This window comes from Embleya sp. NPDC056575 (assembly GCF_042793325.1).
Lineage (GTDB): Bacteria > Actinomycetota > Actinomycetes > Streptomycetales > Streptomycetaceae > Embleya.
The window spans coordinates 258,885-283,484 of the sequence record NZ_JBHTVA010000002.1 but is presented as its reverse complement, the minus strand read 5'-3'; the positions used below and the strand labels follow the sequence as shown (position 1 = coordinate 283,484).

General features: G+C 71.5%; 21 protein-coding genes. 6 read left to right on the top strand and 15 right to left on the bottom strand.

All coding sequences use genetic code 11. From position 1 onward, the window contains the following. Positions 1 to 115 precede the first annotated feature (115 nt). Positions 116 to 1,735: a metallophosphoesterase gene (locus ACFRCG_RS02525; RefSeq protein WP_380027917.1), complete on the top strand. Its 1,620-nt coding sequence runs from the start codon at positions 116 to 118 to the stop codon at positions 1,733 to 1,735. 116 nt (positions 1,736 to 1,851) lie between these two features. On the opposite strand, the gene ACFRCG_RS02520 is transcribed toward ACFRCG_RS02525, so the two are convergent. Next, entirely contained in the window at positions 1,852 to 2,373 is a 522-nt protein-coding gene (locus tag ACFRCG_RS02520) for a TetR/AcrR family transcriptional regulator (protein ID WP_380027914.1), read from the bottom strand. A 122-nt stretch (positions 2,374 to 2,495) separates the two neighbouring features. Here ACFRCG_RS02520 and ACFRCG_RS02515 point away from each other — a divergent pair, with 122 nt between their 5' ends. Next, positions 2,496 to 3,404 (top strand): TIGR03564 family F420-dependent LLM class oxidoreductase, encoded by a 909-nt coding sequence (locus ACFRCG_RS02515; protein ID WP_380027912.1) that lies wholly within the window; start codon positions 2,496 to 2,498, stop codon positions 3,402 to 3,404. Between the two features lie 33 nt (positions 3,405 to 3,437). Here the strand turns inward: ACFRCG_RS02515 and ACFRCG_RS02510 are convergent, their stop codons facing one another. Continuing rightward, positions 3,438 to 4,289, bottom strand: coding sequence for an SDR family NAD(P)-dependent oxidoreductase (locus ACFRCG_RS02510; protein ID WP_380027910.1), 852 nt, complete (start codon positions 4,287 to 4,289; stop codon positions 3,438 to 3,440). 372 nt (positions 4,290 to 4,661) lie between these two features. Between ACFRCG_RS02510 and ACFRCG_RS02505 the strand changes: the two genes are divergently transcribed. Next, positions 4,662 to 4,868 carry a hypothetical protein gene (locus ACFRCG_RS02505; RefSeq protein WP_380027908.1) on the top strand — a complete coding sequence of 69 codons (207 nt, stop codon included), beginning with the start codon at positions 4,662 to 4,664 and terminating at the stop codon, positions 4,866 to 4,868. A 4-nt stretch (positions 4,869 to 4,872) separates the two neighbouring features. Here ACFRCG_RS02505 and ACFRCG_RS02500 read toward each other — a convergent pair whose 3' ends face one another. The 5 genes from ACFRCG_RS02500 to ACFRCG_RS02480 all read right to left on the bottom strand — a co-directional run bounded on the left by ACFRCG_RS02500 (position 4,873) and on the right by ACFRCG_RS02480 (position 11,269). After that, positions 4,873 to 6,534 carry an FAD-binding dehydrogenase gene (locus tag ACFRCG_RS02500; RefSeq protein WP_380027906.1) on the bottom strand — a complete coding sequence of 554 codons (1,662 nt, stop codon included), beginning with the start codon at positions 6,532 to 6,534 and terminating at the stop codon, positions 4,873 to 4,875. 238 nt (positions 6,535 to 6,772) lie between these two features. Next, on the bottom strand, positions 6,773 to 8,176 hold the full coding sequence (gene uxaC, locus ACFRCG_RS02495; protein ID WP_380027904.1) for a glucuronate isomerase: 1,404 nt from the start codon (positions 8,174 to 8,176) through the stop codon (positions 6,773 to 6,775). Between the two features lie 88 nt (positions 8,177 to 8,264). After that, on the bottom strand, positions 8,265 to 8,954 hold the full coding sequence (gene larB, locus ACFRCG_RS02490; protein ID WP_380027902.1) for a nickel pincer cofactor biosynthesis protein LarB: 690 nt from the start codon (positions 8,952 to 8,954) through the stop codon (positions 8,265 to 8,267). Next, entirely contained in the window at positions 8,947 to 9,792 is an 846-nt protein-coding gene (locus tag ACFRCG_RS02485) for an asparagine synthase-related protein (protein WP_380027900.1), read from the bottom strand. Before ACFRCG_RS02485 ends, larB begins: the two co-directional genes overlap by 8 nt. 100 nt (positions 9,793 to 9,892) lie before the next feature. Next, a complete protein-coding gene (locus ACFRCG_RS02480) occupies positions 9,893 to 11,269 on the bottom strand; it encodes a mannitol dehydrogenase family protein (protein ID WP_380027898.1) in 1,377 nt (458 codons plus the stop codon). 99 nt (positions 11,270 to 11,368) lie between these two features. On the opposite strand from ACFRCG_RS02480, the gene ACFRCG_RS02475 reads away from it, so the two are divergent. From ACFRCG_RS02475 to ACFRCG_RS02465, 3 genes are all read left to right on the top strand, one after another. Then, entirely contained in the window at positions 11,369 to 12,598 is a 1,230-nt protein-coding gene (locus ACFRCG_RS02475; RefSeq protein ID WP_380027896.1) for a lactate racemase domain-containing protein, read from the top strand. Then, a complete protein-coding gene (gene larC / locus ACFRCG_RS02470; protein ID WP_380027894.1) occupies positions 12,595 to 13,830 on the top strand; it encodes a nickel pincer cofactor biosynthesis protein LarC in 1,236 nt (411 codons plus the stop codon). Before ACFRCG_RS02475 ends, larC begins: the two co-directional genes overlap by 4 nt. 153 nt (positions 13,831 to 13,983) lie before the next feature. After that, on the top strand, positions 13,984 to 15,039 hold the full coding sequence (locus ACFRCG_RS02465; RefSeq protein ID WP_380027892.1) for a LacI family DNA-binding transcriptional regulator: 1,056 nt from the start codon (positions 13,984 to 13,986) through the stop codon (positions 15,037 to 15,039). A gap of 24 nt (positions 15,040 to 15,063) precedes the next feature. On the opposite strand, the gene ACFRCG_RS02460 is transcribed toward ACFRCG_RS02465, so the two are convergent. The 8 genes from ACFRCG_RS02460 to ACFRCG_RS02425 form a co-directional block, all read right to left on the bottom strand. Next, on the bottom strand, positions 15,064 to 15,711 hold the full coding sequence (locus ACFRCG_RS02460) for an SGNH/GDSL hydrolase family protein (RefSeq protein ID WP_380027890.1): 648 nt from the start codon (positions 15,709 to 15,711) through the stop codon (positions 15,064 to 15,066). Positions 15,712 to 15,806: 95 nt separating this feature from the next. Continuing rightward, positions 15,807 to 16,625, bottom strand: coding sequence for a sugar phosphate isomerase/epimerase family protein (locus tag ACFRCG_RS02455; protein WP_380027888.1), 819 nt, complete (start codon positions 16,623 to 16,625; stop codon positions 15,807 to 15,809). 149 nt (positions 16,626 to 16,774) lie between these two features. Further along, a complete protein-coding gene (locus tag ACFRCG_RS02450; RefSeq protein WP_380027885.1) occupies positions 16,775 to 18,199 on the bottom strand; it encodes a chondroitinase-B domain-containing protein in 1,425 nt (474 codons plus the stop codon). Positions 18,200 to 18,234: 35 nt separating this feature from the next. Continuing rightward, the gene (locus ACFRCG_RS02445) at positions 18,235 to 19,668 is read right to left on the bottom strand and encodes a chondroitinase-B domain-containing protein (protein ID WP_380027882.1); all 1,434 of its coding nucleotides are present in this window, start codon (positions 19,666 to 19,668) and stop codon (positions 18,235 to 18,237) included. Positions 19,669 to 19,719: 51 nt separating this feature from the next. Continuing rightward, a complete protein-coding gene (locus tag ACFRCG_RS02440) occupies positions 19,720 to 21,096 on the bottom strand; it encodes an alpha-L-fucosidase (protein ID WP_380027880.1) in 1,377 nt (458 codons plus the stop codon). Positions 21,097 to 21,199: 103 nt separating this feature from the next. Next, the gene (locus ACFRCG_RS02435) at positions 21,200 to 22,066 is read right to left on the bottom strand and encodes a carbohydrate ABC transporter permease (RefSeq protein WP_380027878.1); all 867 of its coding nucleotides are present in this window, start codon (positions 22,064 to 22,066) and stop codon (positions 21,200 to 21,202) included. Continuing rightward, positions 22,063 to 23,034, bottom strand: coding sequence for a carbohydrate ABC transporter permease (locus ACFRCG_RS02430; RefSeq protein ID WP_380027876.1), 972 nt, complete (start codon positions 23,032 to 23,034; stop codon positions 22,063 to 22,065). Before ACFRCG_RS02430 ends, ACFRCG_RS02435 begins: the two co-directional genes overlap by 4 nt. Further along, entirely contained in the window at positions 23,031 to 24,359 is a 1,329-nt protein-coding gene (locus ACFRCG_RS02425; protein WP_380027874.1) for an extracellular solute-binding protein, read from the bottom strand. The genes ACFRCG_RS02430 and ACFRCG_RS02425 overlap by 4 nt, the downstream gene beginning before the upstream one ends. Between the last annotated feature and the right edge of the window lie 241 nt (positions 24,360 to 24,600).

Genomic DNA, 24,600 nt, shown 5'->3' with positions numbered 1-24,600 from the left:
CGCGCCTCCGATCGACACGGCCCGCATAGCCTCTCTGGACCAGACCGGTTATCCATACGTTATAAACCGTAGGGAGAAGCCGCGTCCGTCACCGGAACCAGAGAATAGGAAACCCGTGAGACTCGCCCCTCTCGTGATCGCCGCGGCCTCCGTCGCGCTCGTCTCCCCCGCCGTCGCCCCGGCCGTCGCGCAGGCCGATCCCGCGACCCCGTCCGCACCGCACGTCACCGTCCCCGGCGGGCGCTACGAGCACGCCGTGGACGTGAAGTTCCAGGTCCAGCGCGGCACGACGGTGCGCTACACGCTGGACGGCACGACCCCCACCCGCGACAGCCGCGTCTACTCCCCCGGCCGGCCGCTGCGGATCGACAAGGACACCAACGTCACGGCGGTCGCCTTCCACGGCAACCGGGCCAGTGTCCCGGTGTCGTACGGCTATCTGATCAAGACCGCCGAGAAGCCCCTCGCCCGCATGGTCGTGATGTCCGACGTCCACGTCGGTGGTCACGCCGCCAACGACAAGAAGTACGAGAGCTTCTTCGACACCATCGGATCCGTCTTCCCCAAGCCGGACGCGATCCTGGTGAACGGCGACATGATCAACGACAACGGCGACGGCAAGGGCCCCGACCACAAAATCGTCTCCGAGATCTTCCAGGCCAACCTGGCCCGCAAGAGCATGACCGACACACAGGTGCTGATCTCCACCGGCAACCACGACGACAGCCTGGCCGCGATACGGGCCGGTTACCCCAAGGCGTGGTTCCCCGACTCGGGCGGCGGCTACTACGACTCGGTGGTCAACGGTCTGCACGTGCTGACGATCAACTCCGAGACGTACAACTCCGACACGGCCCAGCGCGCCTGGCTCAAGCAGCGGCTCGCCGCGATCACCGCCGACCGGGCGTACGCCGGCAAGCCCGTCCTGGTCCAGGGCCACCGACCCGCCACGGACACGGTCATGGACGGCCAGCAGGCGAGCAACCCGCGCCTCACGGAGGACCTGAGCGCGTTCCCGCAGGCCGTCTACTTCTCCGGCCACTCGCACCTGAACATCAACGACGAACGTTCCATCCAGCAGCGCGACTTCACCTCGGTCAACGACGGATCGATGTCGTATGTCGAGATGGACCACGGCTACCAGATGGTCACCGACAAGGGCCTCGCCGACCGGTTCGAGTCACCGACCGCGCAGGCGCTGTTCGTCGAGGTCTACCAGGACCGCACGGAGATCGCGCGGGTGAACATGGCCGCGGACAAGCACGACATCTACACCGACGGCAAGTGGTCGGCGAGCTGGCAGCCGCCGTACGCCAGCGCGGGCACCCTGAGCGGTCCCACCTGGACCGTGCGCCTCAAGGGCTCGACGAACCAGCAGATCAAGGACAACTTCACGTACACCAAGGCCGCGCGCAACACCGTGGCGCCGCGGTTCACCACGCGTGAGCCGCTGTCCGCGGTGCGCGACGCCAAGGGCGGCACGGCCGTACGGATCGCCCAGGCCACCGACGACCAGATGGTGCACCACTACAACGTCGACATCACCGACGCGGCGACGGGCAAGTCGCTCGTCTCGTCCAAGGTCTTGTCGGACTACTACTTCATGCCCCGCCCGAACACCCTCGACATCCCCGTACCGGGCACGGTCGCGCGCGGGCGGTACGTGGCCCGGGTCGTGGCCGTGGACGCGTACGGCAACGCCTCACCGGCGGTATCGCTCACGTTCGGCAAGTAGCCCGAGCGGGACCGCGGGAAGCCTCCCCGCGCCGTCCCCGCCTCCGTCCCGCCGCCCGGCCGGGTCGCGCGTCGTCGTCGACCGCGACCCGGCCCTCGGCGGCGGGCGGTTCGTGTTCATGGCGCCAAACCGGCCAGGATCACCACTGTGAGCGGGTCGTCGGGTCGGGCGTCGGCGCGGCAGACCATCACCTTGACCAGGGTCAGGATTTCGGTGGCGGTGAGGTCTCGGCGCAGGTCGCCCTCCTCCTGTGCGTGGCCGATCACCTGCTCCAGGAGGGCGTCGACCTCGCGTTGCAGTCCCATCACCTCAGGGTCGGCCACCGGCGTCGCGGTCAGCGTGGCGACCAGGGCCAGTGGGAGGTGGGTGCAGTACTCCACGATCTCGATCAGCGAGCGTCGCCGCGGCTCGTCTCGCCCGGCCGCCTCTCTGGCATGGACCAGCAGGTCGCGCAGCGTGTCGGCGGCGATCGCGTGGACCAGGGCGTTGCGGTCCGGAAAATGCCGGTACAGGGTGCCGACGGCGACGCCGGCCTCGCGGGCGATGCGCTCCATCGACACGTCGGCGCCGTGCCGGGAGAACAGGCGAAGCGCCGCCGCGCCGATCAGCGCGCGGTTGCGTTCGGCGTCGGCTCGCACTCGGGGAACCCTTTCTTTCCTTTTGCTCGCGGAAGGTGCACCACGACCAACCTGAAGGACGGGTTCAGCTTAGGTTACGCTGCATCGGGCAACATGAATCCACGATTCACTTTGGAGTCGCGATGCGCATCGGAACCCTGGTCAACCCGGAACGACCCCGCCTCGACGACCTCCTGGACGGTGTCCGAGACGCGGCTCGGGCCGGGCTGGACAGCGCCTTCCTTCCCCAACTCGCCTCCTGGGACGCGATCACCGTGGCCGCCCTCGCCGGCGCCCGCGTCCCGGGCATCGACGTCGGCACGTCGATCGTGCCCACCTACCCCCGACACGCGATCGCGCTGGCCGGCCAGGCCCTGACCGCGCACGCCGCCACCGGCGGGCGGTTCACGTTGGGGGTCGGTCCCGGGCACAAGCCGGTGATCGAGGGGGTGTTCGGCCACTCCTACGATCGTCCGGCCGACCACATCCGCGAATACCTCACCGCTCTGGGCCCGTTGCTGCGCGGTGAGGGCGTCGAGCACCGCGGCCGCACCGTCACCGCGGTCGGCGCCCTGGATACACCCGGCGCCGGCACGCCCGATCTGCTCCTGGCCGCGCTGGGACCGAGGATGTTGCGGGTCGCCGGCGAACTCGCCGACGGCGTGGTCGTGGTGTGGACCGGCCCGGACGCGATCGCCGAACACATCCGCCCCACCGTCACCGAGGCCGCCGCGGCGGCCGGGCGACCCGCTCCCCGCATCGTGGTCACCGCCATCGTCAGCGTCACCGCCGACCCGGCACGGGTGCTGCGCGAGGTCGGGCAGCGCCTCGGCTTCGCCGGCGAACTGCCCGCGTACCGCGCCCAGTTGGACCGCCAGGGGAAGAAGGGCGTGGTCGAGACGGTGATCGCCGGGGACGAGGAGACGGTGGCGCGCGGGATTCGCCGCTACGCCGAGGCCGGCGCGACGGAGCTGACCGCGAGCCTGACCGGCACCGCCGAGGAACGCGCCGCGACGCTCGCCCTGTTGTCCGCGCTCCGCCGCGAGGGCTGACCACGCCGGACGTCGGCGCGCCCGGTCCGGGACTCACCCGTCGGCCGACGTCGATCCGAACGCGCCGATCAGTTCGTCGAACTCCGCCCGCACCAGCGGCGCGTGGGCATCGGCGCCCGGCAGCACCCAGAACCTGTCCTCGCGGATCGCCGCGGCGACCTGTTCGCCGGCCTCCCCGGCGCTCATCGCTCCCGCCCGCGACTCGCGCATCGCCTCGATCATGTCCCGGGCGGACGGCGTCGGTCCGCCGTCGCCGGGCGTCCGGTCGTCGGCGTCCGCGACCGGGCGGGCGTTGACCCGGTCGAGCATCTCGGACCGCACCTTGCCCGGACACAGCAGTGACACCCCGACCGCGGTCTCGGCCAGTTCGGCGCGAAGTCCCTTGGTCAGGCCGACGATCGCGTGTTTCGTGGTGCCGTACGGTCCGGTCATCGCACCGCCGATCAAGCCGCCCATCGACGCGGTGTTCACGATGTGCCCGCCTTCCGGTTGCCCGAGCAGCAGCGGAACGAAGGTGCGCACGCCGTGCACGACGCCCCACAGGTTGACGTCCACGACCCACTGCCAGTCGACGAGTTCGGTCTCCCACTGCCTGTTCAGCGTCCACACCCCGGCGTTGTTGCAGACGACGTCGACCCGTCCGAAACCGGCCAGTGCGGCATCCGCGAGGGCCTGGACGGCAGCCGCGTCCCGCACGTCGGTGGGCACCGCCGCCACCTCCGCGCCGTCCGCCCTCAACATCGCGGCGGCTTCCTCGAGCCGAGCCGTGTCGGTGTCGGCCAGGACCACGCGCATCCCGTCGTCCGCCAACGCCCGCGCGATGCCGTATCCGATGCCACCGGCCGCCCCGGTGACCACACCGACCCGTCCCGCGAGTTCGCGCATGTTGCCCTCCTCCCATCCGGACGACCCGCGCCGGCGGCCTCGCCCGCGCGTCCACCACCCCGGAGCCCGAGACCTCCACATGCGGGCCCGCAACCGTCGGGGCCGGTATCCGACCGGAACCGGCCGGCGAATCGCCCTCTCCCCCAGTCTTTCGGCCTCGTCAAATAGCTCTCCAGCGGGCCCGCGTCGCCCTTGCGGATGTGGGCGAGGACCGCGCGGGCGAAGACGTCGGTGTCGTGGAGGGCGAGGTGGATGCCCTTCGCGCTCGTCGGCGGGTGCGGCGTCCGCCCCGTCACCCGGTGTGGTCAACCCGAGCGCGAGGGCGTGGCATCGTCGCGGTTGCCGCGGATGTCGTCTTCGGGATCCGGGTGCGTGGCGTACGGGTTCGGCTCGCGGCAGGTCGACGATGAAGGCGTACTCGACGCGTGGCGGGCCGCCGACGGTGCTCGGGGCGACGTCGTGCGCGACGAGGAGTCCCTGCCTCGCGCCGCGACCCACGCGGAACTCCTCGCGGTGTCCTGGCCGGTGGCGCGCAGCGCGAGCGGACACATCGGCTTTCGCCGCGCCCGGGGCGCGTGACGCGTCACGCGAGGCGTTGCGCCAGTGCGCGGCCGGCGGCGCGGCCGGAGAAGATGCAGCCGCCGAGGAAGGTGCCCTCCAGGGCGTTGTAGCCGTGGACGCCGCCGCCGCCGAAGCCGGCTGCCTCGCCGGCCGCGTACAGGCCCGGGATCACCTCGCCGTCCGGGCGCAGCGCCCGTGCGTCGAGGTCGGTTTCGAGGCCGCCGAGGCTCTTGCGGGTGAGGATGTGCAGGCGTACGGCGATCAGCGGGCCGTGTGCGGGGTCGAGGAAGCGGTGCGGCTTGACCACGCGGGTGATCTTGTCGGGCAGGTAGGCGCGGGCGTTGCGGACGGACATCAGTTGCAGGTCCTTGCCGTACGGGTTGGCGGCCTCGCGGTCGTGGGCCAGCACCTCGCGCTCGATGTCGGCGTAGTCGAGCGGAGTGCCGGGGGTGAGCGCGTTCATCCCGTCGACGAGGGCCCGCAGGTCGTGGCGGACCACGAAGTCCTCGCCGTGGTCGAGGAACGCCTGTACCGGCCCGGGAGCGCCCTTCTTGACCCGGGAGAGGGTCAGTTTGAGGTCCTTGCCGGTGATGTCGGGGTTCTGTTCGGACCCGGAGAGCGCGAACTCCTTCTCCACGATGGTGCGGGTGAGCACGAACCAGGTGTGGTGGTGTCCGGTGGTGCCGATGTGGCGCAGTGTGGCGAGGGTGTCGTGGCCGGGGAACAGCGGCGCGGGCAGGCGCTTGCCGGTGGCGTCGAACCACAGCGAGGACGGGCCGGGGATGATCCGGATCGCGTGGTCGGGCCAGATGGGGTCCCAGTTCTTGATGCCTTCGGTGTAGTGCCACATGCGGTCCTGGTTGACCAGGGACGCCCCGGCGCGTTCGGCGGCGTCGAGCATCCGGCCGTCGACGTACGCGGGCACCCCGGTGATCATCCGGGCCGGGGCGGGGCCGAGCCGGTCGACGGGCCAGTGTGCGCGGACCCGTTCGTGGTCGCCGCCGATCCCGCCCGAGGTGACCACGACGGCCTGGGCGCGCAGTTCGAACTCTCCGGCCGCCTCGCGCGAGGAGCGCGCGCCGCGCGGCGCGTCGTCGGGCGCGAGCACGGTCCCGCGCACACCGGTGACCGCGCCGTCCTCGACCACCAGGTCGTCGACCCGGTGCCGGAACCGGAAGTCCACCAGGCCGCGTTCGGCCGCCGCGAGCACCGGTTCGCGAAACACCCGCACCACCTCGGGGCCGGTGCCCCAGGTGAGGTGGAAACGCGGTACGGAGTTGCCGTGCCCGGTCGCGGTGCCGCCGCCACGCTCCGCCCACCCGACGGCGGGGGTCAACCGCAGGCCGAGCCCGTGCAGGTAGGCCCGTTTGGCCCCGGCGGCGAAGTCGACGTACGCCTCGGCCCATCGCCGCGGCCACCGATCCTCACGCTCTCGATCGAAGCCCGCCGAGCCGAGCCAGTCGGCGAGGGCGAGTTCCCGCGAGTCCTTGATACCCATACGGCGCTGCTCGGGACTGTCCACCAGGAACAACCCGCCCAGCGACCAGAACGCCTGGCCACCCAGGTTGGCCTCGTTCTCCTGGTCCAACACGATCACCCGCCGCCCCGCACGGGTGAGTTCGTACGTGGCCACCAAGCCGGCCAGGCCGGCACCGACGACGATGACGTCCGCGTGGTCGATCACAGCGGAACCTCCTGGCTGAATCTCGGGTGAACCGGCGCGCGTGCACGGTGAAGTCGGCGACCGTGCGGACCGGCACACAAGACTCTAGTAGTGGGGCCGGTGGATCGACCGCGTGCTCGGCGAGGTCGCGCGTCGCGGTGCGGCACGGTGCCCACGCCCGCCATGGCGGGCTGGTCCTGCCGTGGGTGGTCCGCGGGTGACGGGATGGGTGGCCCGGGGTGTCGGGTCGGGCAAGGGGTCAGAGTTTGAACGCCCTTCGTGGGTTGACCGTGACCAGGTCCACGGCCGTTTCCATCGCCTCGTCCTCGTCGAGTCGGTGCTCGGCGACCAGTTCGGCGAGGTAGCCGCAGTCCAGACGCCGCGACATGTCGTGGCGGGCGGGGATGGAGCAGAAGGCCCGGGTGTCGTCGACGAAGCCGGACGTCCGGGCGAATCCCGCCGTCTCGGTGACCGCGCGGCGGAATCGGCGGATGGCGTCGGGGGCGTCGAGGAACCACCACGGGGCGCCCGCGTAGACCGAGGGGTAGAAGCCGGCCAGCGGGGCGATCTCCCGGGTGAAGACGGTCTCGTCGAGGGTGAACAGGATCAGGTGGAACCCTTCGGCGGTTCCGTACCTGTGCAGGAGCGGACGCAGGGCGTCGGTGAACTCGGCGCGCAGCGGGATGTCGTGGCCGGTGTCGGGGCCGTACCGGTGGTGGGTGGGCGCGTGGTGGTTGCGGCGCACGGACGGGTGCAGGGTCATCACGAGGCCGTCGTCGCAGGACATGCGGGCCATCTCCAGGAGCATGTGCCGACGGAAGGCGACGCCCTCGGCCTCGCTCGCCGTGCCCTGTAGGGCGGCCCGGTAGACGCGGGCGGCCTCGGCGTGGGTCAGCGGTTCGGTGCCCACGTCCGGGTGGCTGTGGTCGGCGGAGGTGGCGCCGTGCGCGATGAAGTGGCGTCGTCGGTCCTCCAACGCCCGGATGTAGCCGTCGTAGTCCGAGGTGTCGGTGTCCGCGGCCTCGCCCAGGCGCGCCACGGCCGCCGCCCAGCCCGCACCGGGTTCCAGGTATCGGTCGGGGCGGAAGGTGGGCAGGACCCGCGCCGTCCACTCGGGGTCGGCGGCCAATGCCCGGTGGGCCGCGAGATCGTCGGCCGGGTCGTCGGTGGTGGCCAGCACCTCGATGCCGAAGCGGCGGAACAACGCCCGCGGGCGGTAGGCCGGGTCGGCCAGCCGCGCGGCGATCGTGTCGTAGATCCGGTCGGCCGTGGCCGCGGCGGGGCGCTCGGTCACGCCGAAGATCTCGACGAGTTCGGCCTCCATCCAGTAGCGGACGGGGGTGCCCCGGAAGGCGGTCCAGTGCGCACACATCGCGCGCCACGCCCGGCGGGCCTGCGGTTCGGGCAACGGCCCCTGTCCCACCCCGAGTTCGTCCAGCGGGACACCGCAGGCGTGCAGCAGGCGCGTAACGTAGTGATCGGTGGAGATCAGCAGGCTCGCCGGATCGTTGAACGGCTGGTCGTCGACCAGCAGGCGAGGGTCCACGTGACCGTGCGGCGACAGGACCGGCAGGTCGCGGACGGCTTCGTAGAGCCGACGGGCGACGGCGCGTGCCGACGCGTCGACGGGCAGGAGCCGGTCGGGATGGAGTGAGGAGGGCATGCCCGAATCGTCGTCCGCGGCCGGAGAGCACGGCAATCGGTTGTCATGTGTTGCCGCGGGGCGGGGCTCGTTCCGGGCCGGCCGACCCCTACGACGCCGCGTCGGCCGCCGACGTGACGGGTGCCGCGATCTGCGCGGCCAGATGCCCGGCCCCGAAGCCGTTGTCGATGTTGACGACCGCGACCCCGGGGCTGCACGCGTTGAGCATGGACAGCAGCGGCGCCAGGCCGCCGAAGGCCGCTCCGTAGCCGACGGAGGTCGGCACCGCGACGACGGGCGCGGCGACCAGCCCCGCCACCACGCTGGGAAGCGCGCCGTCCATGCCGGCGGCGACCACCACGACCCGGGCGGAGCGCAGCAGGTCGAGCATGCCGATCACGCGGTGCAGGCCGGCCACGCCCACGTCCACGGCCAGCTCGCAGCGCCGGCCCAGATAGCGGGCGGTCAACTCGGCTTCCAGCGCCACCGGGAGGTCGGAGGTGCCCGCCGCCAACACCACCACGAGACCTCCCTCCGGAGCGGGCGGTACGGGCGGCCACACCAGCAGTCGGGCCTGCGACTCGTGCCGGGCGTCGGGCAGTTCGGCGAGCACGGCCCGCGCGTGCTCGGAACCGGCGCGGGTGAACAGAGCCGGGCCCCGACCGTGCTCGCGCAGCTCGGCGGCGATCGCGCCCACCTGCTCCGGGGTCTTGCCTTCGCAGAAGATCGCCTCCGGATATCCCCTGCGGTCGATCCGCTCGTGGTCCAGACGTGCGAACGATTCGGTCGTTTCAGCCATGGCGAACTCCGATCAGGGACAGCGTGAAGGCACCCGATTGTTGGCCCGCGAGGTCGACGGCGACCATCCGGAACCCGGCGGCCCGGACCACCGCCAGAGCCGCCTCGCGCAGGTCGCCCGCGAGCGCCGCGATCTCGGCCACGGGCACCTCGATCCGGGCGACATCGCCGTGGTGGCGAACCCGACAGTCGCTGAACCCCAGCCCCCGCAGGCCCCGTTCGGCCGCCTCGACCTGGCCCAGCTTGTCCGGTGTGACCTCGCTGAAGTGCGGGATCCGCGACGCCAGACAGGGCGCGGCCGGCTTGTCCGCGCACGGCAGGCCCAGCGCGGCGGCGATCCGGCGGACCGCCGCCTTGTCCAGGCCCGCGTCGGCGAGCGGTCGCAACACCCGGTGGCGCACGGCGGCCTCGGCACCGGGACGATCCACGCGCACCACGTCGTCGGCGTTCTCGCCGTAGGCGACGGCCGTCAGGCCGTGCGCCCGGACCACCTCGGCGGAAATGCGGGCGAACAACTCGTTCTTGCAGTGGAAGCACCGGTCGGGGCCGTTGGCCCGGTACGCCGGCAGGTCGCCCTCATGGGTTTCGACCTCGACCACGCGCGCCCCGATCGTCGCGGCGACGTGCAGGGCCGCCGTGTACTCGTCCGCGGCGAGGCTGGGCGAGACGCCGAGCACGGCGATCACGCGGTCGGCGCCCAGCGCGCGTACGGCCAGGGCCAGCAGCACGGAGGAGTCCACGCCCCCGGAGAAGGCCACCCCGAGTCGGCCGGGCGTGTGGAGCAGTGCGCCGACGCGGTCGACGGCCGCGCCGTCGGTGTCGGACAGTCCCGGGAGCATGACGTGCTTCTCCTGTTCGAGGTTGGTTCGCCGATGTGCCGCCGTCGGATCCGCGGCGCGGGTCCGCGGCGCAGATCCGCGCCGATGACGCCGACTTCGGTCAGCCGAGTTCCCAGGCCCGCGCGGTGAGCGCCTCGACCAGTTCGGCGTCCCCGGCCAGGGCGGGATCGAGGAAGGCCAGCACCGCGGGCACGGCCTCGGCCGGTGATCCGGTGAGCACCGGCGCGGCGCCGTCGCGTACCGGGATCCCGTTGCTTCCCAGCAGGTGCAGCATCCACGCGGCGATCACGCGGATCGCGCCGGCCGGCATCGCCCCGGACGCCCGCTCGGCGTAGAGCGTCGGAAGTACGCGCACCGGGATCTTCTGGGCCCCGTCCTCGGCGATCTTGGCGAGGGTGTGCCGGATGCGCGGGTTCGCGAAGCGGTCCGTCAGCGCGTCCCGGTAGGTGGTCAGCACGGTTTCCGGGAAGTCCAGGTGGGCCGACGCCTCGTCCCACCATTCGCGCACCCAGACCCGGCAGACCGGATCGGCCACGGCCTCGGCGACGGTGGCGTGCCCGCGCAGCGGCGCCGCGTACGCCAACAACGAGTGGGCGCCGTTGAGCAGCGACAGTTTGCGTTCCTCGTACGGTGTGACGTCGGCGACGAAGCGGGCCCCGGCGTCCTCCCAGCGCGGCCGCCCGGCCGGGAACTCGCCGCTGAGCACCCACTCGGTGAACGGCTCGGTGACGACGGGGGCTTCGTCGAGGCGCCCGGTCGCGTCGCGCACGGCCGCCACGTCCTCCGGGGTGGTCCACGGGGTGATCCGGTCGACCATGGTGGCGACGTACGAGGCGTGCGCGGCCGCCTCGCGCCATTCGGGGCGCCCGATCGTGTCCGCCAGTTCGCCGACCATCCGCGCGGTGACCTCGCCGTTGCCCGGCAGGTTGTCGCACGGCACGACGGCCACGGGGCCGCCGCCCGCGCGCCGCCTGGCGGCCAGCCCGGCCAGCAGCCGCGCGGCGACCGTCGACACCGGAGCCGTCGGGTCGGCGCGCAGCGCGGCGATGTCGGCGCTCACATCGGCACGTCGGGTGTCCAGGCCGCCCCCGGGGGCGCGGGTATACGCCGCCTCGGTGACCGTCAGGGTGACCACCGCGAGTTCCGGCCGGCGCCAGTGGTCCAGCCACGCGGCGTGGTCGCCGCCGGGGTGCGCCGAGGTGAGCGAACCGATCACCTCGAGGCGGTCGCGGTCGGGACCGCGGGTGACCAGCGTGTAGAGCCCGTCCTGGGCGGTCAGCCGCTCGGCGATCGTGGTGCTGCGGCCGGTGAACGCCGCGATCCCCCACCGGTCGGCGTCCCCGGCGTGCTCGGTGTACCAGGCCTGATGGGCTCGGAAGAAGCCGCCCAGGCCGAGATGGAGCACGCGCACCGGCGCGGCGGGGCGTGCGTCGACCGCGCGGGACAGCGGTCGGGTCGTGGGTCGGGGGCTTGGCATGACGGCATGTTCGCCGCCGCCGGCTCGGCGCGGCAACCGGTTGCCATGTGTTGCCCCGGGCACTTGCACCACGTCGGACACCATGGTCCTCTGGCCGCCATGACAGCACAGATCGGTGGGCCGGGCACCGTCCTGCCCGAGGACCGGGTGCGAGCCTTCGTCGCCGAACAACTGGCCGGCGAGGACCTCGACGGCCGGAGCGTTTGCCTGGTGGTACCCGACGGGACCCGCAGCTGCCCGCTTCCGCTGCTGCTCTCCGCGGTGCACGAGGCACTGTACGGCCGGGTCTCCCGGTTGACGGTGTTGGTCGCGCTGGGTACGCACGCGCCGATGGGCGAGGCCGAACTGGCCGCCCACATCCCGCCGTTGCCCGGCATGACCGTGCTCAACCACGAGTGGTGGGAGCCGTCGACGTTCGCCTCGGTCGGCACGATCGGGGCCGACCGGGTGGCCGAGTTGTCCGGCGGGCTGCTGCGCCAAGAGGTCGACGTACGCCTGAACCGGGCCGTCGTGGAGCACGACGTGGCCCTGGTCGTCGGCCCGGTCTTCCCGCACGAGGTGGTCGGTTTCTCCGGCGGTGACAAGTACTTCTTCCCCGGCGTCGCGGGCGCCGACATCATCGACCTGTCGCACTGGCTCGGGGCCCTGATCACCAGTGCGGAGATCATCGGCACGCGCGGCATCACCCCGGTGCGCGCGCTGATCCACGAGGCGGCCGCGCTGATCCCGAGCCGCCGGCGCGCGTTGTGCGTGGTGGTCGAATCCGGCACCGGGGCGCTGCACGCGATGGCGTACGGGACCCCGGAGGCGGCGTGGTCGGCGGCGGCCGACGTGTCCGCACAGGTCCACGTCCGCTACCTGGACGCGCCCGTACGGCGGGTGGTGTCCGTGATCCCGGAGAAGTACGAGGACATCTGGACCGCGGCGAAGGGCTTCTACAAGCTCGAACCGGTCGTCGCGGACGGCGGCGAGGTCATCCTGTACGCGCCGCACGTGCGCACGATCGCCGCGATGCACCCGGAGATCGAGGAGATCGGCTACCACTGCCGCGACTACTTCACCAAGCAGTGGGACCGCTTCAAGCACCTGCACTGGGGCGTCCTGGCGCACTCCACCCACCTGCGCGGCGCGGGTACGTACGACGAAGAGCACGGCGAGCGCTGCCGGTTGACCGTCACCCTGGCGACCGGCATTCCCGAGGACGTCGTCCGCGGCGCGAACCTGGGCCATCTGGACCCCGCCGCGGTGGACTTCGCGGCGTTCGCGGCCGATCCGCACACCCTCGTCGTGCCGCAGGCGGGCGAGATCCTGCATCGGTTGCGCCCGTGAGGGCCGCGTGGATCGACGCGTCCGCCGGCGTCGCCGGGGACATGCTGCTCGCCGCCCTCGTCGACGCCGGAGCCGCGCCGAGCACCGTACGCGCCGCGGTGGAGGCCGTGGTCCCGGGCGAGGTACGCCTGGAGCAGACGCAGGTCACCCGCGCCGGGATGCGGGCGACGCGGATCGACGTGACGCCGAGTGCGCACGATCACCCACACCGCACGTGGCGGGATGTCCGCCGCCTCATCGAGCAGGCCGCCCTGGCCGATCCGGTCCGCACGTCGGCGCTGGCCGCCTTCGCCCGCCTCGCCGTCGCCGAGGCGCACGTACACGGCACCACCACGGAGGAGGTGCACTTCCACGAGGTGGGTGCCTGGGACTCCATCGCCGACGTCGTCGGGGTGTGTGCCGCGCTGCACGACCTCACCGTGACCGAACTGACGGCGGGCCCGGTGGCGTTGGGCTTCGGCCGCGTCACCACCGCCCACGGCGAACTTCCCGTACCGGCCCCTGCGGTGGCCGAACTCGCCGCCGAGTGGCAGGTGTTCGCGGGCGGCGAGGGCGAACTCGCCACCCCCACGGGCCTGGCGCTGCTCACCACGCTGGCCCGCGAGTGCTCGCCCATGCCGCACCTGCGGCTGGAGCGCACCGGCGTCGGGGCCGGCAGCCGGGACACTCCCGGACGCCCGAACGTCACCCGCGTCTTCCTCGGCACCCCGGTCCCCGCCGAGACCGTCGACGTCGCCGCGGACGCCGCCGAAGCCGTCGTCCTGGAAACCAATATCGACGACCTGGACCCGCGCGCGTGGCCCAGCGTCCTGGCCTCCCTCATGGAGGCCGGCGCCTCGGACGCCTGGCTGACCCCCATCCTGATGAAGAAGGGCCGCCCCGCGCACACGCTTTCCGTGCTGTGCCCACCACAGGGCGCCGAACCCCTGCGCGACGCCGTCTTCCGCCTCACCACCACCCTGGGCGTCCGGGAGCGGTCGGTCCGCAAGACCGAGCTGCGACGAGGCTGGATGTATGTGGACGTGCTCGGCGATCGCCTCCCGGTCAAGGTGGGCCACCGCGCCGGGAGAATCCTCCAGGCGACCCCCGAGTACGCCCCCGCCGCCGCCCTCGCCGCCCGGCTCGGCCTTCCCGTGCACGTCGTCCTCGCCGCCACCACCACCGCCGCCCACCGGGCGGCTCTGACCACCGGCGCCCCGACCCCGCGCACGCTCGCCCCCGAACCGGCCTGAACCCGGGGCGCCGCCGCGCGGTGGGTGGCGGCGTCGAAACGGGGTACAGTGCGCTGCCTCCCACCATCCCGTGGGCTGCCACGACATCGTCCGACCACCGGTGTCGCCGCCCCGGAGCCCGGGGCTTTCCCGCGAGAACGGAAGTGAGATCGGGTGAGCGAGCGTGACGGCGCCCCGAGCGCACCGAGCGCATCGACCGGCGGGAAGGCACCGACGATCTACGACGTCGCCCGGGCCGCGGGGGTGGCCGCGTCCACCGTGTCCCGGGCGTTCGCCCGGCCCGGCCGGGTCAACGCGGCGACCGCGGAGCGCATCCGGCGGGTGGCCGCGGAGCTGGGCTACCGGGTCAATCCGTTGGCGTCGGGGTTGCCCACCGGCCGTACCTCGATGCTCGCGCTCGTGGTCTCCGACGTGACCAACCCGTTCTACGCCGAGATCATCCGGGGTGCCGAGTCGGCCGCCGCCGAGGCCGGGTTCGTACTGCTGCTGATCGACGCCCAGGAGAGCGATCGGGTGGAACGCGCCAGTCTGGAAAGGGCGTTGCCCGCCGTCGAGGGACTGGTCCTGGCGGGTACCCGACTGTCGGACTCGGCCATCCGGATGACCGCCAAGCAGCGGCCGGTGGTCGTGCTCAACCGCGACGTCGCCGACGTCCCCAGCATCACCCTCGACAACCCGCACGGCATGCTCGTGACCGCGGAACACCTGGCTCGGTTGGGTCATCGCACGGTGACCTACGTGGCCGGCCCGGAGGCCTCGTGGGCGGACGGGATGCGGTTGCGGAGCCTGCGCGAGGCGGCGACCGGGATGGGCCTGCGGGTGCAGCGTGTGGGCCCGTTCGCGCCGACGGTCGTGGGCGGTCGCGAGGCCGTCGACGCGCTCCCCGCGGACCTGCCGACCGCGGTCGTGGCGTACAACGACCAGCTGGCGATCGGGGTCGTGCTCGCCCTCCAGGCGCGCGGCGTGCGGGTGCCCCGGGACGTCAGCGTGGTCGGCTTCGACGACATCTTCCCGACGCGCATCGTCCGTCCCGGACTGACCACCGTCGCCGCCCCGCTGCGCGCCCAGGGACGGGCCGCCGTCGACGCGCTGCTGTCCTCGCGAGGCAAACCGGCACCGCGCACCGGCAAGCCGATGACCCTGCCGGTCAAGCTGGTCGTCCGCGACTCGACGGCCCGGGCCCGGCGCGGCCCGCGTCCGAGCGGGTAGCGCGGTACGCGGTCGCGGAGTCGGCTACCGCGGTGCGTCGTGGGCGGCGGGAGCGACCTCGGCGAGCCACGCGTCGGCGATCAGCCGGTGTCCCAGCGGGCTCGGATGCACCCCGTCCGGGGCCAGCTCCGCCGATTCCCGCTCCCGCGCCGCGCGGGGCAGCAGGAGGTCGGCACGAACCACCTGGGCCGCGTTGCGCACGGCCGCCCGCAGCACGGCGTCGGTGCGCGGGGACAGGTCCTCGAACCAGCGTTCCTGGTCCGGCCCGACCGGGAGCAGGAACGGGGTGATCACGACCAGCCGCGCGGACGACTTCCCCGTGGTGGCCGCGAGCAGCCGGTCCAGGCACGCCTCGAACTCGTCGATGGGGCTGAGGAGGTCGCGGTCGTAGCGTCGCCAGGTGTCGTTGATGCCGATCTTGACCGTGACGACCGTGGGCCGGTGGTCCAGGACGTCGGTGCTCCAGCGGGATTCGAGGTCGTACACGCGGTGGCCGTTGACGCCCCTGTTGACGACGCGGGGGCCGGGTCCGTCCAGCGCCCGCTCGCGCAGGGTCCGCGCGATCTCGTGCACGTATCCCCCGCCGAGCGACGTGGGATCCGCGCGGTCGCGGCCCGCGTCGGTGATGGAGTCGCCGATGAACAGGAGCGTGTCGTCGTCCTTGAAGTGCATGCCTGCCGTCCTGGCGTCGATGGGTGGCCGGCCCGGCGGGACATCCCACGCGTGGCCCGCCGGATCACGGTCTCGACGATGTCGGGTCGAGGGGTTCATCCTGCCGCGCGCCGCAGCGTCTCGGCCTCGCGCGCCAGCACCGCGGGGTCGTCGCCGGGGACGAACTCCAGGAGTGCCTCGATGCCCCGACCCGCCAGTCGGCCGAGGGCCGCGACCCACAGGTCCCGGCGATCCGCGAGCGGCAGCCGGTTGTTGCCCGGCCACCACGAGAAGACGTGTACGGCGGTGACCCGGTCGCCGAGTGCGGCGAGCCCGGCCAGCGCTTGCTCGTCGGGGGTGTTCTGTGGCGGCTGCCAATACGTGCGGACGTTGTCCGCGTCCACCTCGTCGAGCAGCCGAATGGTCGAGGCGACGGTGTCGGTGAGCGTGTTGCCGTGGAATTCCGTCGCGAGTTCCAGGCCGTGGTCGGCGGCGATCCGGGCCGCCTCCCGCAGGCCGCGCACGGTGATGTGCCGCTCGTCGGGCAGGGTCTCCCGCGATCCGGTCGCGCCCGCCCAGACCCGTATCCGGGGTGCCCCGAGCAGCACGGCGGCCCGGGCGACGGCGGGGAATCCGGCCAGTTCGGCGGGAGTGGCGCGAAAGTAGGAGCCATACGAGCAACAGACCAGCCCGTGGCGGGCGGAGACCTCACGGACCGCGCGGACCGCGCCGGGCCGCTCCGCCGGCGCGTGCACGTCCGCGCCCCACTCGATCACCTCCAGGCCCGCGTCGACCGCGAGGCGCACGACCTCGGCGGCGGGCAGTCGGCGGAAGGTGACCGAGCACAGGCCCGGACGAATCCGCCCGGCGTCCGGCGCGGCCGACGGGCGGAGCGGGCGGTGGTCCGCCGCACTCCGCCGGCTCTCCTCGGTCATGGCCCCGCCTTCCTGCGGTCGGGCTGTGAGTGGTCTGCGGGGTCCGAGGCGGCCCGCCCGGACGGGGCCGGGCGGACCGCTTCGGAGGTTCGGGCGCGGTCGCCTGCACGAACCGCTCAGGTGCCCGGTGCCCCGTCACCGGTGGTCGCTCAGGGGGCGTTCGGGCCCACGTCCGCGGCGGTGAGGGGGTGGCGGAGTGCGGGCCCTGTCGAATACTCGTCGGCCCCGATGTCCCGTACGCTGCCGCGCTGGTCCCCGTCGATGTCGTCGGCCAGGGTGATGTTCAGCGTGGCCGCGCCGATCGCCGGGCTGCCCGCCGTCAGTCGCGACACACCGTCCGCGCCCTGGGCGAGCAGCGGGTCGGCCCGGGTGAAGCCGCCGGCGGGGATGTTGCCGTTGCCGGCCGCCCCCCACAGCAGGTTGCTCTTCCAGGTGAACCCGGTGGTGGCTCCCATGGCCACGAGGTCGCCGGAGTCGCCGACCAGCAGGTTGTCGGCGATGGTGACGTTCTGCGGTTCGAACGCCCGCGTCTCGCCCTCCAACATGCCCGCGTTGTTGAGCAGCGTGTTATGCGCGATCACCGCGCGGTCGCAGGCGTCGTTGCCCCGCCGCTGGGTTTCCGTCTCGCTCGGGTTGTGGTCGCGGGTGCTGCCGCTGCCGACCACCAGGGCCCGGCCGGACAGATTGCCGAGGTAGTTGTTGACGATCACGTGGTCGTTGCCGTAGATCCGCACCCCATCGAAGCCGCCGATCAGGTAGTTGCCCTCCACCGTCGAGCCGTTGCCGTGGCGCAGCACGATGCCGCCCTTGCTGTCACGGATGGTGTTGTATCGGATGGTGTTGCCCGAGGACTTCACCGAGATGGCCTCGGGGTCGCCGTTGCAGCGCTCGAACAGGTTGTACTCGACCTTTCCGCCGGCGTTGGCCAGGGCCCGGCCGCTGACGCCGAAGCGGATCGGCTCGCCGCCGTTGTCCCCGGTGAAGCTGTGGTCGGAGAAGTGGTTGCGGAAGATCTGTACGTTCTGCGCCATGTCGGTCTTGTTGGGACCGTCGACGACGACGAAGATGCCCGCGGTGGTCTTGTTGTGGAAGTGGTTCCGGTCGATCTTCGTGTCGTTCGCCCGCACGACGACCCAGTACGGGTCGCCGCTGTCCGCGAACTGGAAGTCGTTGCGGGTCAGCCGAATCGCCGAGCAGTTCGTCGGGATCTCCAGCGTGGTGCTCTGCCGGAAGGCGAAGCCGCTGATCACGATGTTGCTCGAATTGGTGAGCACGAAGCCGCGTTCGCCCCGCAGCACCACACCGCCGCGCGTCTTCGACACGATGGTGATGGGTGCGGCGCTCGTTCCGTTCTTGCCGGAGATGGTGATCGAGCCGCCCGAGGGGACCGTGTAGGTCCCGTCGGCGACGACGATCCGGTCGCCGGGTGCGGCGCTGTTGATCGCGCTCTGGAGCGCCGTGAGGGAGGCAACCGGGATGTCGGCCGCTGACGCGCTGCCCGACAGCGAGGTGGTCAGGGGTACTGCGGCGAGTGCGGCCACGGCGGAGCCTTTGAGGAACGTGCGTCGTTGCATGATGCCTCCTGCGTCGAAGTGGGCGGGCGGGTCGCTCAGTCGGCCAGCGGGCCGACGTCGGCCGGGGTCAGCGGTCCACACTTCGGCGCCCGGCGGAAGTATTCGTGCGCGCCCACGTCCGGCGTCCTGGTGCGCGGCTGTCCGTCGATGTCGTGCGTGATGCGCGGCCGGCGCGGCGTGCCGGCGTCGATCGCCGGGCTGCCGGCGGCCGGGCGGGCGATGCCGTACGCGTCCTTCACCAGCTTCGGGTCGACCCGGGTTCCGCCGCCGGCGGGGATGTTGCCGTCCGCGGCGGCGCCCCACAGGAGATTGCCGGACCAGGTGAAGCGCACGGTGTTGGCCATGGCGACCAGTTGGCCCGTGTCGGCGACGAACAGGTTGTCGGCGACGGTGACATCGCGCGGCTCGTGCGGACGCTGGCTCTCGCCGGAGATCGTGCCGCCGTTGTTCACCAGGGTGTTGTGGGCGATCAGGATGCGATCGGGGGCGTCGTTGCCGCGGCGCGCCTCGGGCGTCTCGCCGGGCAGGTGATCGCGCTCCGATCCGCTGCCGATCACCAGGGCGCGCCCGGCCAGGCCGGAGAGGTGGTTGTTGACGATCACATGGTCGTTGCCGTAGATCCGCACACCTTCGGTGCCGTCGATGAAGTGGTTGGCCTCCACCCGGTTGCGGTTGCCGTGCCGCAGGACGATTCCGCCGAAGCTGTTGCGGATGGTGTTGTGCCGGATGGTGTTGTCCGAGCTCTTCACCGAGATCGCCTCGGGGTCCCCGTTGGCCCGCTCGAACAGGTTGTACTCGACGATCGCGTGGGCACTGGACAGGGCCCGGGGGCTGACGCCGAGCCGGATCGGTTCGCCGCCGTTGGAGCCGGTGAAGGTGTGGTCGGAGAAGTAGTTGCGGTACACGTGGACGCGCTGGGCCATCTCCTCGGTGTTCGCGCCCTCGATGCCGAGGTAGATGCCGAGGGTGCTCTTGCCGTGGAAGTGGTTGTGGTCGACGGTGCTGTCGTCCGCGCGCACCATCACCCAGTGCACGCCCTCGATGTCGGCGAGGTGGATGTCGTTGCGGGTGAGCCTGATGTGCGAGCAGTCCGGGGGTATGTCCAGCGTGTTCCGCTGCCGGAAGGAGAAGCCGCCGAGGGTGATGTGAGTGGACGCTTCGAAGACGAAGCTGTGCTCGCCTTCCAGGACGACGCCGCCCCGCGTCCGGGCCTCGATGGTGATCGGCGCGCGCCCGGTGCCCTGCTTGTTCCGAATGGTGAGCGGGCGGTCCGAGGGGACGGTGTAGGTCCCGTCGGCCACCACGATGCGGTCGCCGGGTCGCGCCCGGTCGATCGCGGCCTGCAGCTCGTCCAGTGTGCGGACGGCGCCGGGGGCCGCGCTCGCGCTCGCGGTCAGCGCTCCGCCGACGGGGGCGGCGGCCAGCGCCACCCCTGCCGCGGTACCCATCAGGAACGTGCGGCGTTGCATGGTGCCTCCGTGAGGATGTGGTGGAGGTACGGACGGTGTTCCGGCTGGTGATCAGCCGGCGATCGGGGTGTCCCCGGTGGTGTCCTCGGTGTCCTGGGCCGCCTGGGCGTCCAGGAACAGTTCGATGACGGGTACGGGGGTGTCGGGGCGCCCCACCGGGATTTGAAGGGTGAGCGTTCCGGCGGGCTGGCCGCCCATCTCGGTGTTGACCGCGGGCCGGTCCGGGTCGATGTGGACCGGGATGATCTCGGACGCGTCGTTGAGCAGTTGGGCGTAGCGCACCCGCCCGGCCAGGCCGGGCAGGTGCAGGTGACGCGGAGGCCAGGCGAACAGGTGCACGTAGAGCCGGTCGCCGCGCTGGGTGTACCGGCATTCGGCGGGGGCGGTGTACGAGGAGGGGCCGCAGCCGCGGATCGACCGCTCGTGCAGCCGCGTCCACCTGCCGATCTCGTCGAGGATGGCGGTGTCGCGCGGGTCGAGCGCGCCACGGCCGTCGGGCCCCACGTTGAGCAGCAGGTTGCCGCCCTTGGACACGCCGTCGACGAGCATGCGGATCAGCAGGTCGGGGCTCTTGTGGTCCAGGTTGTCCCGGTCGTAGCCCCAGCTGCCGTTGAGCGTCTGGCAGGCCTCCCACACCACGGGTCGCCCGTTCTCGGTCATCGGCCCGGACGGCTGGTACTGCTCGGGGGTGACGAAGTCCCCGGGCAGGCCGGTCCGGTCGTTGACCAGGACGTGCGGCTGCAGTTCGCGAATCGTGCGCAGCAGTTGCGGGGAGTCCCAGTCGTCGGGTCCCTTGCCGCCCCACCAGGCGCGCCCGACGTACGAGAAGTCGAAGAACAGGTAGTCGATCCGTCCGAACGAGGTCAGCAGTTCACGGACCTGGCCGTGCAGATAGCGCTGGTACTCGCGGATGTCCCGGTCGGCGTTGGCGGCCTTGAACGCCTCGTCGTCGCGCTGCGGGTGGGTGCCGTCCACGGGGAAGGACGGATGGTGCCAGTCGATCAGCGAGTAGTAGAGGCCCACCTTGAGCCCCTCGGCGCGGCACGCCTCGACGAACGGCCCCACGAGGTCGCGGCCGTACGGGGTGTTGGTGACCTTGTACTCGGTGAGGGCGCTGTCCCACAGGCAGAAGCCGTCGTGGTGCTTGGTGGTGAGCACGACGTAGCGCATGCCCGCGGCCTTGGCCGTCCTGGCCCACTCGACGGGGTCGTAGCGGTCGGGGTCGAAGTGGTCGAAGTACACCTGGTATTGCTCGTCGGTCAGTTCCTCGCGGTTCTTGACCCACTCGTGCCGTGCGGCGAGGGAGTACAGACCCCAGTGCACGAACATGCCGAACCGGGCGGTGGTGAACCAGTTCGTCTCCGGGCCTGCCTCGGGGTCCGGGGTCGCGGACGGATGCGCCTGCGGGGTGTCAGCGCTCGCGGTCATGGGGAATCGCTCTTTCTCGTCGGCCGTCGGCGCGCGCCGGCTGTTCGTGCGCGTCGGGCTGGTCGTACGGGAGGGGTGGGGACGGGGCCGACGGGTGTGCGGGTCAGCCCTTGAGTGCCCCGGAGGACAGGCCGCTGACGAAGGACCGCTGGAAGAACAGGAAGACGATCACCGAGGGCAGCAGCGCCAGCAGCGAGGCCGCCATCACCACGCCGGGGGTCACGGCCGGGTCGATCCGCAGGGTCCGCAGCGCCAGTGGCAGCGTGTACGAGGAGGAGTCGGTGGCCACGAGCAGGGGCAGCAGGTACTGGTCCCAGATCATGGTGAAGCCGAAGACCCCGATGACGCCGAGCGCGGGCTTGCACATCGGCAGGATGATCTGGGCGAAGATCCGGAAGTCCCCGGCGCCGTCGATGCGCGCCGCCTCCTCGAGTTCGCGCGGCACGTCCTTCATGAACTCGGTCATCACCAGGATGGAGAACCCCCAGGCGCCCAGCGGAACGATCATTCCGGCGAGGGTGCCGATGAGGTTGAAGTGCACGACCGGCAGGTCGGCGAGCACGACGGACAACGGGATGGCCAGGATCTCCTCGGGCAGCATCAGCGTCGCCAGGATGGCGACGAGCGCCAGCGTCATGCCGGGGAAGACCTTCCTGGCCAGCGCGTATCCGGCCAGGACGGACACGGACACCTGGAGCAGCAGCCCGAAGCCGACGACGAAGAAGGAGTTCAGCAGATACTTGAGCACTCCTTGGTCGAAGGCGATGCTGAAGTTGTCCAGCGTGAAGCCCGAGGGCACGATGCTCAGCTGCGTCGGGTCCTTGATGTCGCCGAAGGCGCCGACGAGCAGGGCCAGCAGCGGACCCGCGAACATGGTCAGGACCAGGAGGTAGACGACGGCCTTCAGGATCCGTCCGCCGATGCTGCGGCTCTCGGTCAGGCCCAGCGCGGTTTCGGTCGACTCGCTCACTTGCTCTCCCTCCGCCGCAGCAGTTGGACGATGATGGTCAGGATCAGCGTCGCCGCGAACAGCAGGACCGCTCCCGCCGCGCCGACTCCGAGCCGGTTCTGCTCGAGTCCGAGCTTGTAGATGAGGGTCATGACGACCTCGGTGGAGCCGTTGGGCCCGCCGTTGGTCAGCAGGAACACCTCGGTGAACACGCGCAGTCCGCGAATCGCGGCGAGGATGAACAGGATCGAGAACACCGAACGCAGTCCGGGCACCGTCACGTGCCGCACCCGCTGCCACCGGGAGGCGCCGTCGACCCTGGCCGCCTCGTACAGACCGCGGTCCACACTCGTCAGACCGGCGAGGAAGATCATCATGTCGTAGGGGGCGCCGCGCCAGATGCCGGTGACCATGATGGACGCCATCGAGGTGTCGGGGTCGTTGATGAACCCCGACGGGCCCATTCCCGCCAGGGCGAGGATGGAGTTGAGCATGCCGTCGCCGGTCGGGTGGTACATGATCCGCCACAGTTCGGCGACGACCGCCATCGGCACCACCACCGGAAGGAACGCGGCGGAGCGCACGAATCCCAGTCGGCGGCTCTGCCCCTCCATCAGCAGGGCCAGTGCGAAGCCGAGCGCCATCGCGCCGAAGGTCTGGCCGACGGCGAGGACGATCGTGTGCCACACGGCCTCGCGGAACCCGTGGGACTGCAACACCGTGCTGTAGTTGTCGGTGCCGACCCACCGGTTTCCCAGGTAGGGCTGAACGTCCTGGAAGGACATGGTCACCGCGTTGACCATGGGGATGAACTTGAAGTACAGGGAGAGGATCAGCGCCGGGGCCAGGAACAGCCAGGGCGTCCACCACCGGCCTCCCCTGCGGCCGCGGACCCGGCGGTCGGCGGCCCCGCCGCCCCGGCGACCCACTTTTCGCGGGGCGGGGCCGGTCGCCGGCAGGGCGGCCGGATCCGCCTGGTCGAGGCTCATGACGCGGCGATCCCCTGCTCCTTGAGGATGTCGGCGAGCTGCTTGTCGAGCTCACGCAACTTGGCGTTGATGTCCAGGCCGCAGTCCGCCATCAGCGCGTTCACCGCGTCCGCCGTCACCTGTCGCACCGGCGTCCAGTTCGGGATGGACGGCGCGTAGCGGCCGGAGTCCTGGTACGCCTGGGCGTAGGTCTTCCAGCGCGGGTCGGTGCGGATCTGGGCGATGTCCACGTTGGTGTTGACGGGAATCTGCACGGTGTAGCCGGTGGTGCCCTCCATGCCCTTCTTCTGGCCCTCGACGGAGACCGCGAAGGCGGCGAAGGCGTCCTGGCCGGCGCGGTTGTCGGAGCCGGCCATCAGGTAGACGGAGCTGCCCTCGGCGAGGACGGTGGCGTCCTTCGGCCCCTTGGGCATCGGCACGACCTCGTACTTGTCCGCGCCGAGCGACTTGTCGAAGCGCGGCAGCAGGTACGGGCCGACGACGTACATCCCGGCCTTGCCCGCCTCGAACGTCTCGTTCGTCGGCGGGGTGTCCATGGTCACGGCGCCGGGCTGGATCGCCTTGGTCTTGCAGCCGAGGTCACGGAACCACTGCATGGCCTGCACCGATGCAGGGGTGGTCATGGCCGGCTTGTACTTGCCCTTGCCGGTCTCGGTGATGAAGTCGCCGCCCGCGGCCCACAGGAAGTTGGAGAAGTACCAGGAGGCGTAGCCGCGCTTGGTGGACAGCGGCGCGGCGAGCCCGGCGGTGTTGTTCTTGCCGTCGCCGTCGGGGTCCTGGGTGGTGAAGGCCGCGGCCATCGCGGCGAACTCGTCCCAGGTCCGCGGGGGTTCGAGCTTGAGCTTCTCGCGCCAGTCCTTGCGGATGAGCAGCGCGGACGCCTGCGCGGAGATGGGCAGGCCGAACTGCTTGCCGTCCAGGCTCTTCCCGGACTGCAGTCCCTGACCGATGATCTGGGCGCTGTCCTTGATCTTGCCCATGTCGATCTCGCGGAGCAGACCCTGGCTGTGCATGGTCCCGATCTGCGTCGCGTCGTTCATGACGATGTCGGGAAGCTTCTTCTGGGCGGCGCGCTGCTGCAGTTTGGTCTCGAAGTCGTCGAAGATGGCCGTGACCTCGACCTTGAAGCCCGTGGCCTTCTCGAAGGCGGCGGCCAACTCCTGCGCGCCCTTCTCGCCCGGTCCGCCCGGCGTCGTCCGGGTCCAAAGCTCGAGAGGTGCCTTGGAGTTCTGCTTGGCATCCACTCCCGCAGGCCCGGATGTACAGCTGGTGAGGATCAGGGCAGAGGCGAGGGCCCCGACACCGATCCATCGCGATCTATGCATGACTACTCCTGTTTTCGCCGGATCGCAGTGGCCTGGAAAGCGCTTGCTGGGACGGTAACGGGGTCCGATTCGCCGGTCAATAGTCCGATGAATACAAGAGGTTTCAGCGGCCGACGAGAACACTCGTCCGGCGTGCTTCCGTAACGCCCCGACCCGATCCGACGGGCGGTTGGGACGGCCTGGCGCCGGTGGATGGGCGCTTACGCGTGCATTTTGGGCATCGACGGGAACGGCGAGTAGT

Coding starts and splice junctions, on each gene's coding strand:
- ACFRCG_RS02450 (WP_380027885.1), bottom strand. CDS start 18,199: ATGCAACGACGCACGTTCCTCAAAGGCTCCGCCGTGGCCGCACTCGCC.
- larB (WP_380027902.1), bottom strand. CDS start 8,954: ATGGCTGAAACGACCGAATCGTTCGCACGTCTGGACCACGAGCGGATC.
- ACFRCG_RS02455 (WP_380027888.1), bottom strand. CDS start 16,625: ATGACCGAGGAGAGCCGGCGGAGTGCGGCGGACCACCGCCCGCTCCGC.
- ACFRCG_RS02510 (WP_380027910.1), bottom strand. CDS start 4,289: ATGCGCGAACTCGCGGGACGGGTCGGTGTGGTCACCGGGGCGGCCGGT.
- ACFRCG_RS02460 (WP_380027890.1), bottom strand. CDS start 15,711: ATGCACTTCAAGGACGACGACACGCTCCTGTTCATCGGCGACTCCATC.
- ACFRCG_RS02445 (WP_380027882.1), bottom strand. CDS start 19,668: ATGCAACGCCGCACGTTCCTGATGGGTACCGCGGCAGGGGTGGCGCTG.
- ACFRCG_RS02480 (WP_380027898.1), bottom strand. CDS start 11,269: ATGCCAAGCCCCCGACCCACGACCCGACCGCTGTCCCGCGCGGTCGAC.
- ACFRCG_RS02440 (WP_380027880.1), bottom strand. CDS start 21,096: ATGACCGCGAGCGCTGACACCCCGCAGGCGCATCCGTCCGCGACCCCG.
- ACFRCG_RS02485 (WP_380027900.1), bottom strand. CDS start 9,792: ATGCTCCCGGGACTGTCCGACACCGACGGCGCGGCCGTCGACCGCGTC.
- ACFRCG_RS02430 (WP_380027876.1), bottom strand. CDS start 23,034: ATGAGCCTCGACCAGGCGGATCCGGCCGCCCTGCCGGCGACCGGCCCC.
- ACFRCG_RS02475 (WP_380027896.1), top strand. CDS start 11,369: ATGACAGCACAGATCGGTGGGCCGGGCACCGTCCTGCCCGAGGACCGG.
- ACFRCG_RS02425 (WP_380027874.1), bottom strand. CDS start 24,359: ATGCATAGATCGCGATGGATCGGTGTCGGGGCCCTCGCCTCTGCCCTG.
- uxaC (WP_380027904.1), bottom strand. CDS start 8,176: ATGCCCTCCTCACTCCATCCCGACCGGCTCCTGCCCGTCGACGCGTCG.
- ACFRCG_RS02515 (WP_380027912.1), top strand. CDS start 2,496: ATGCGCATCGGAACCCTGGTCAACCCGGAACGACCCCGCCTCGACGAC.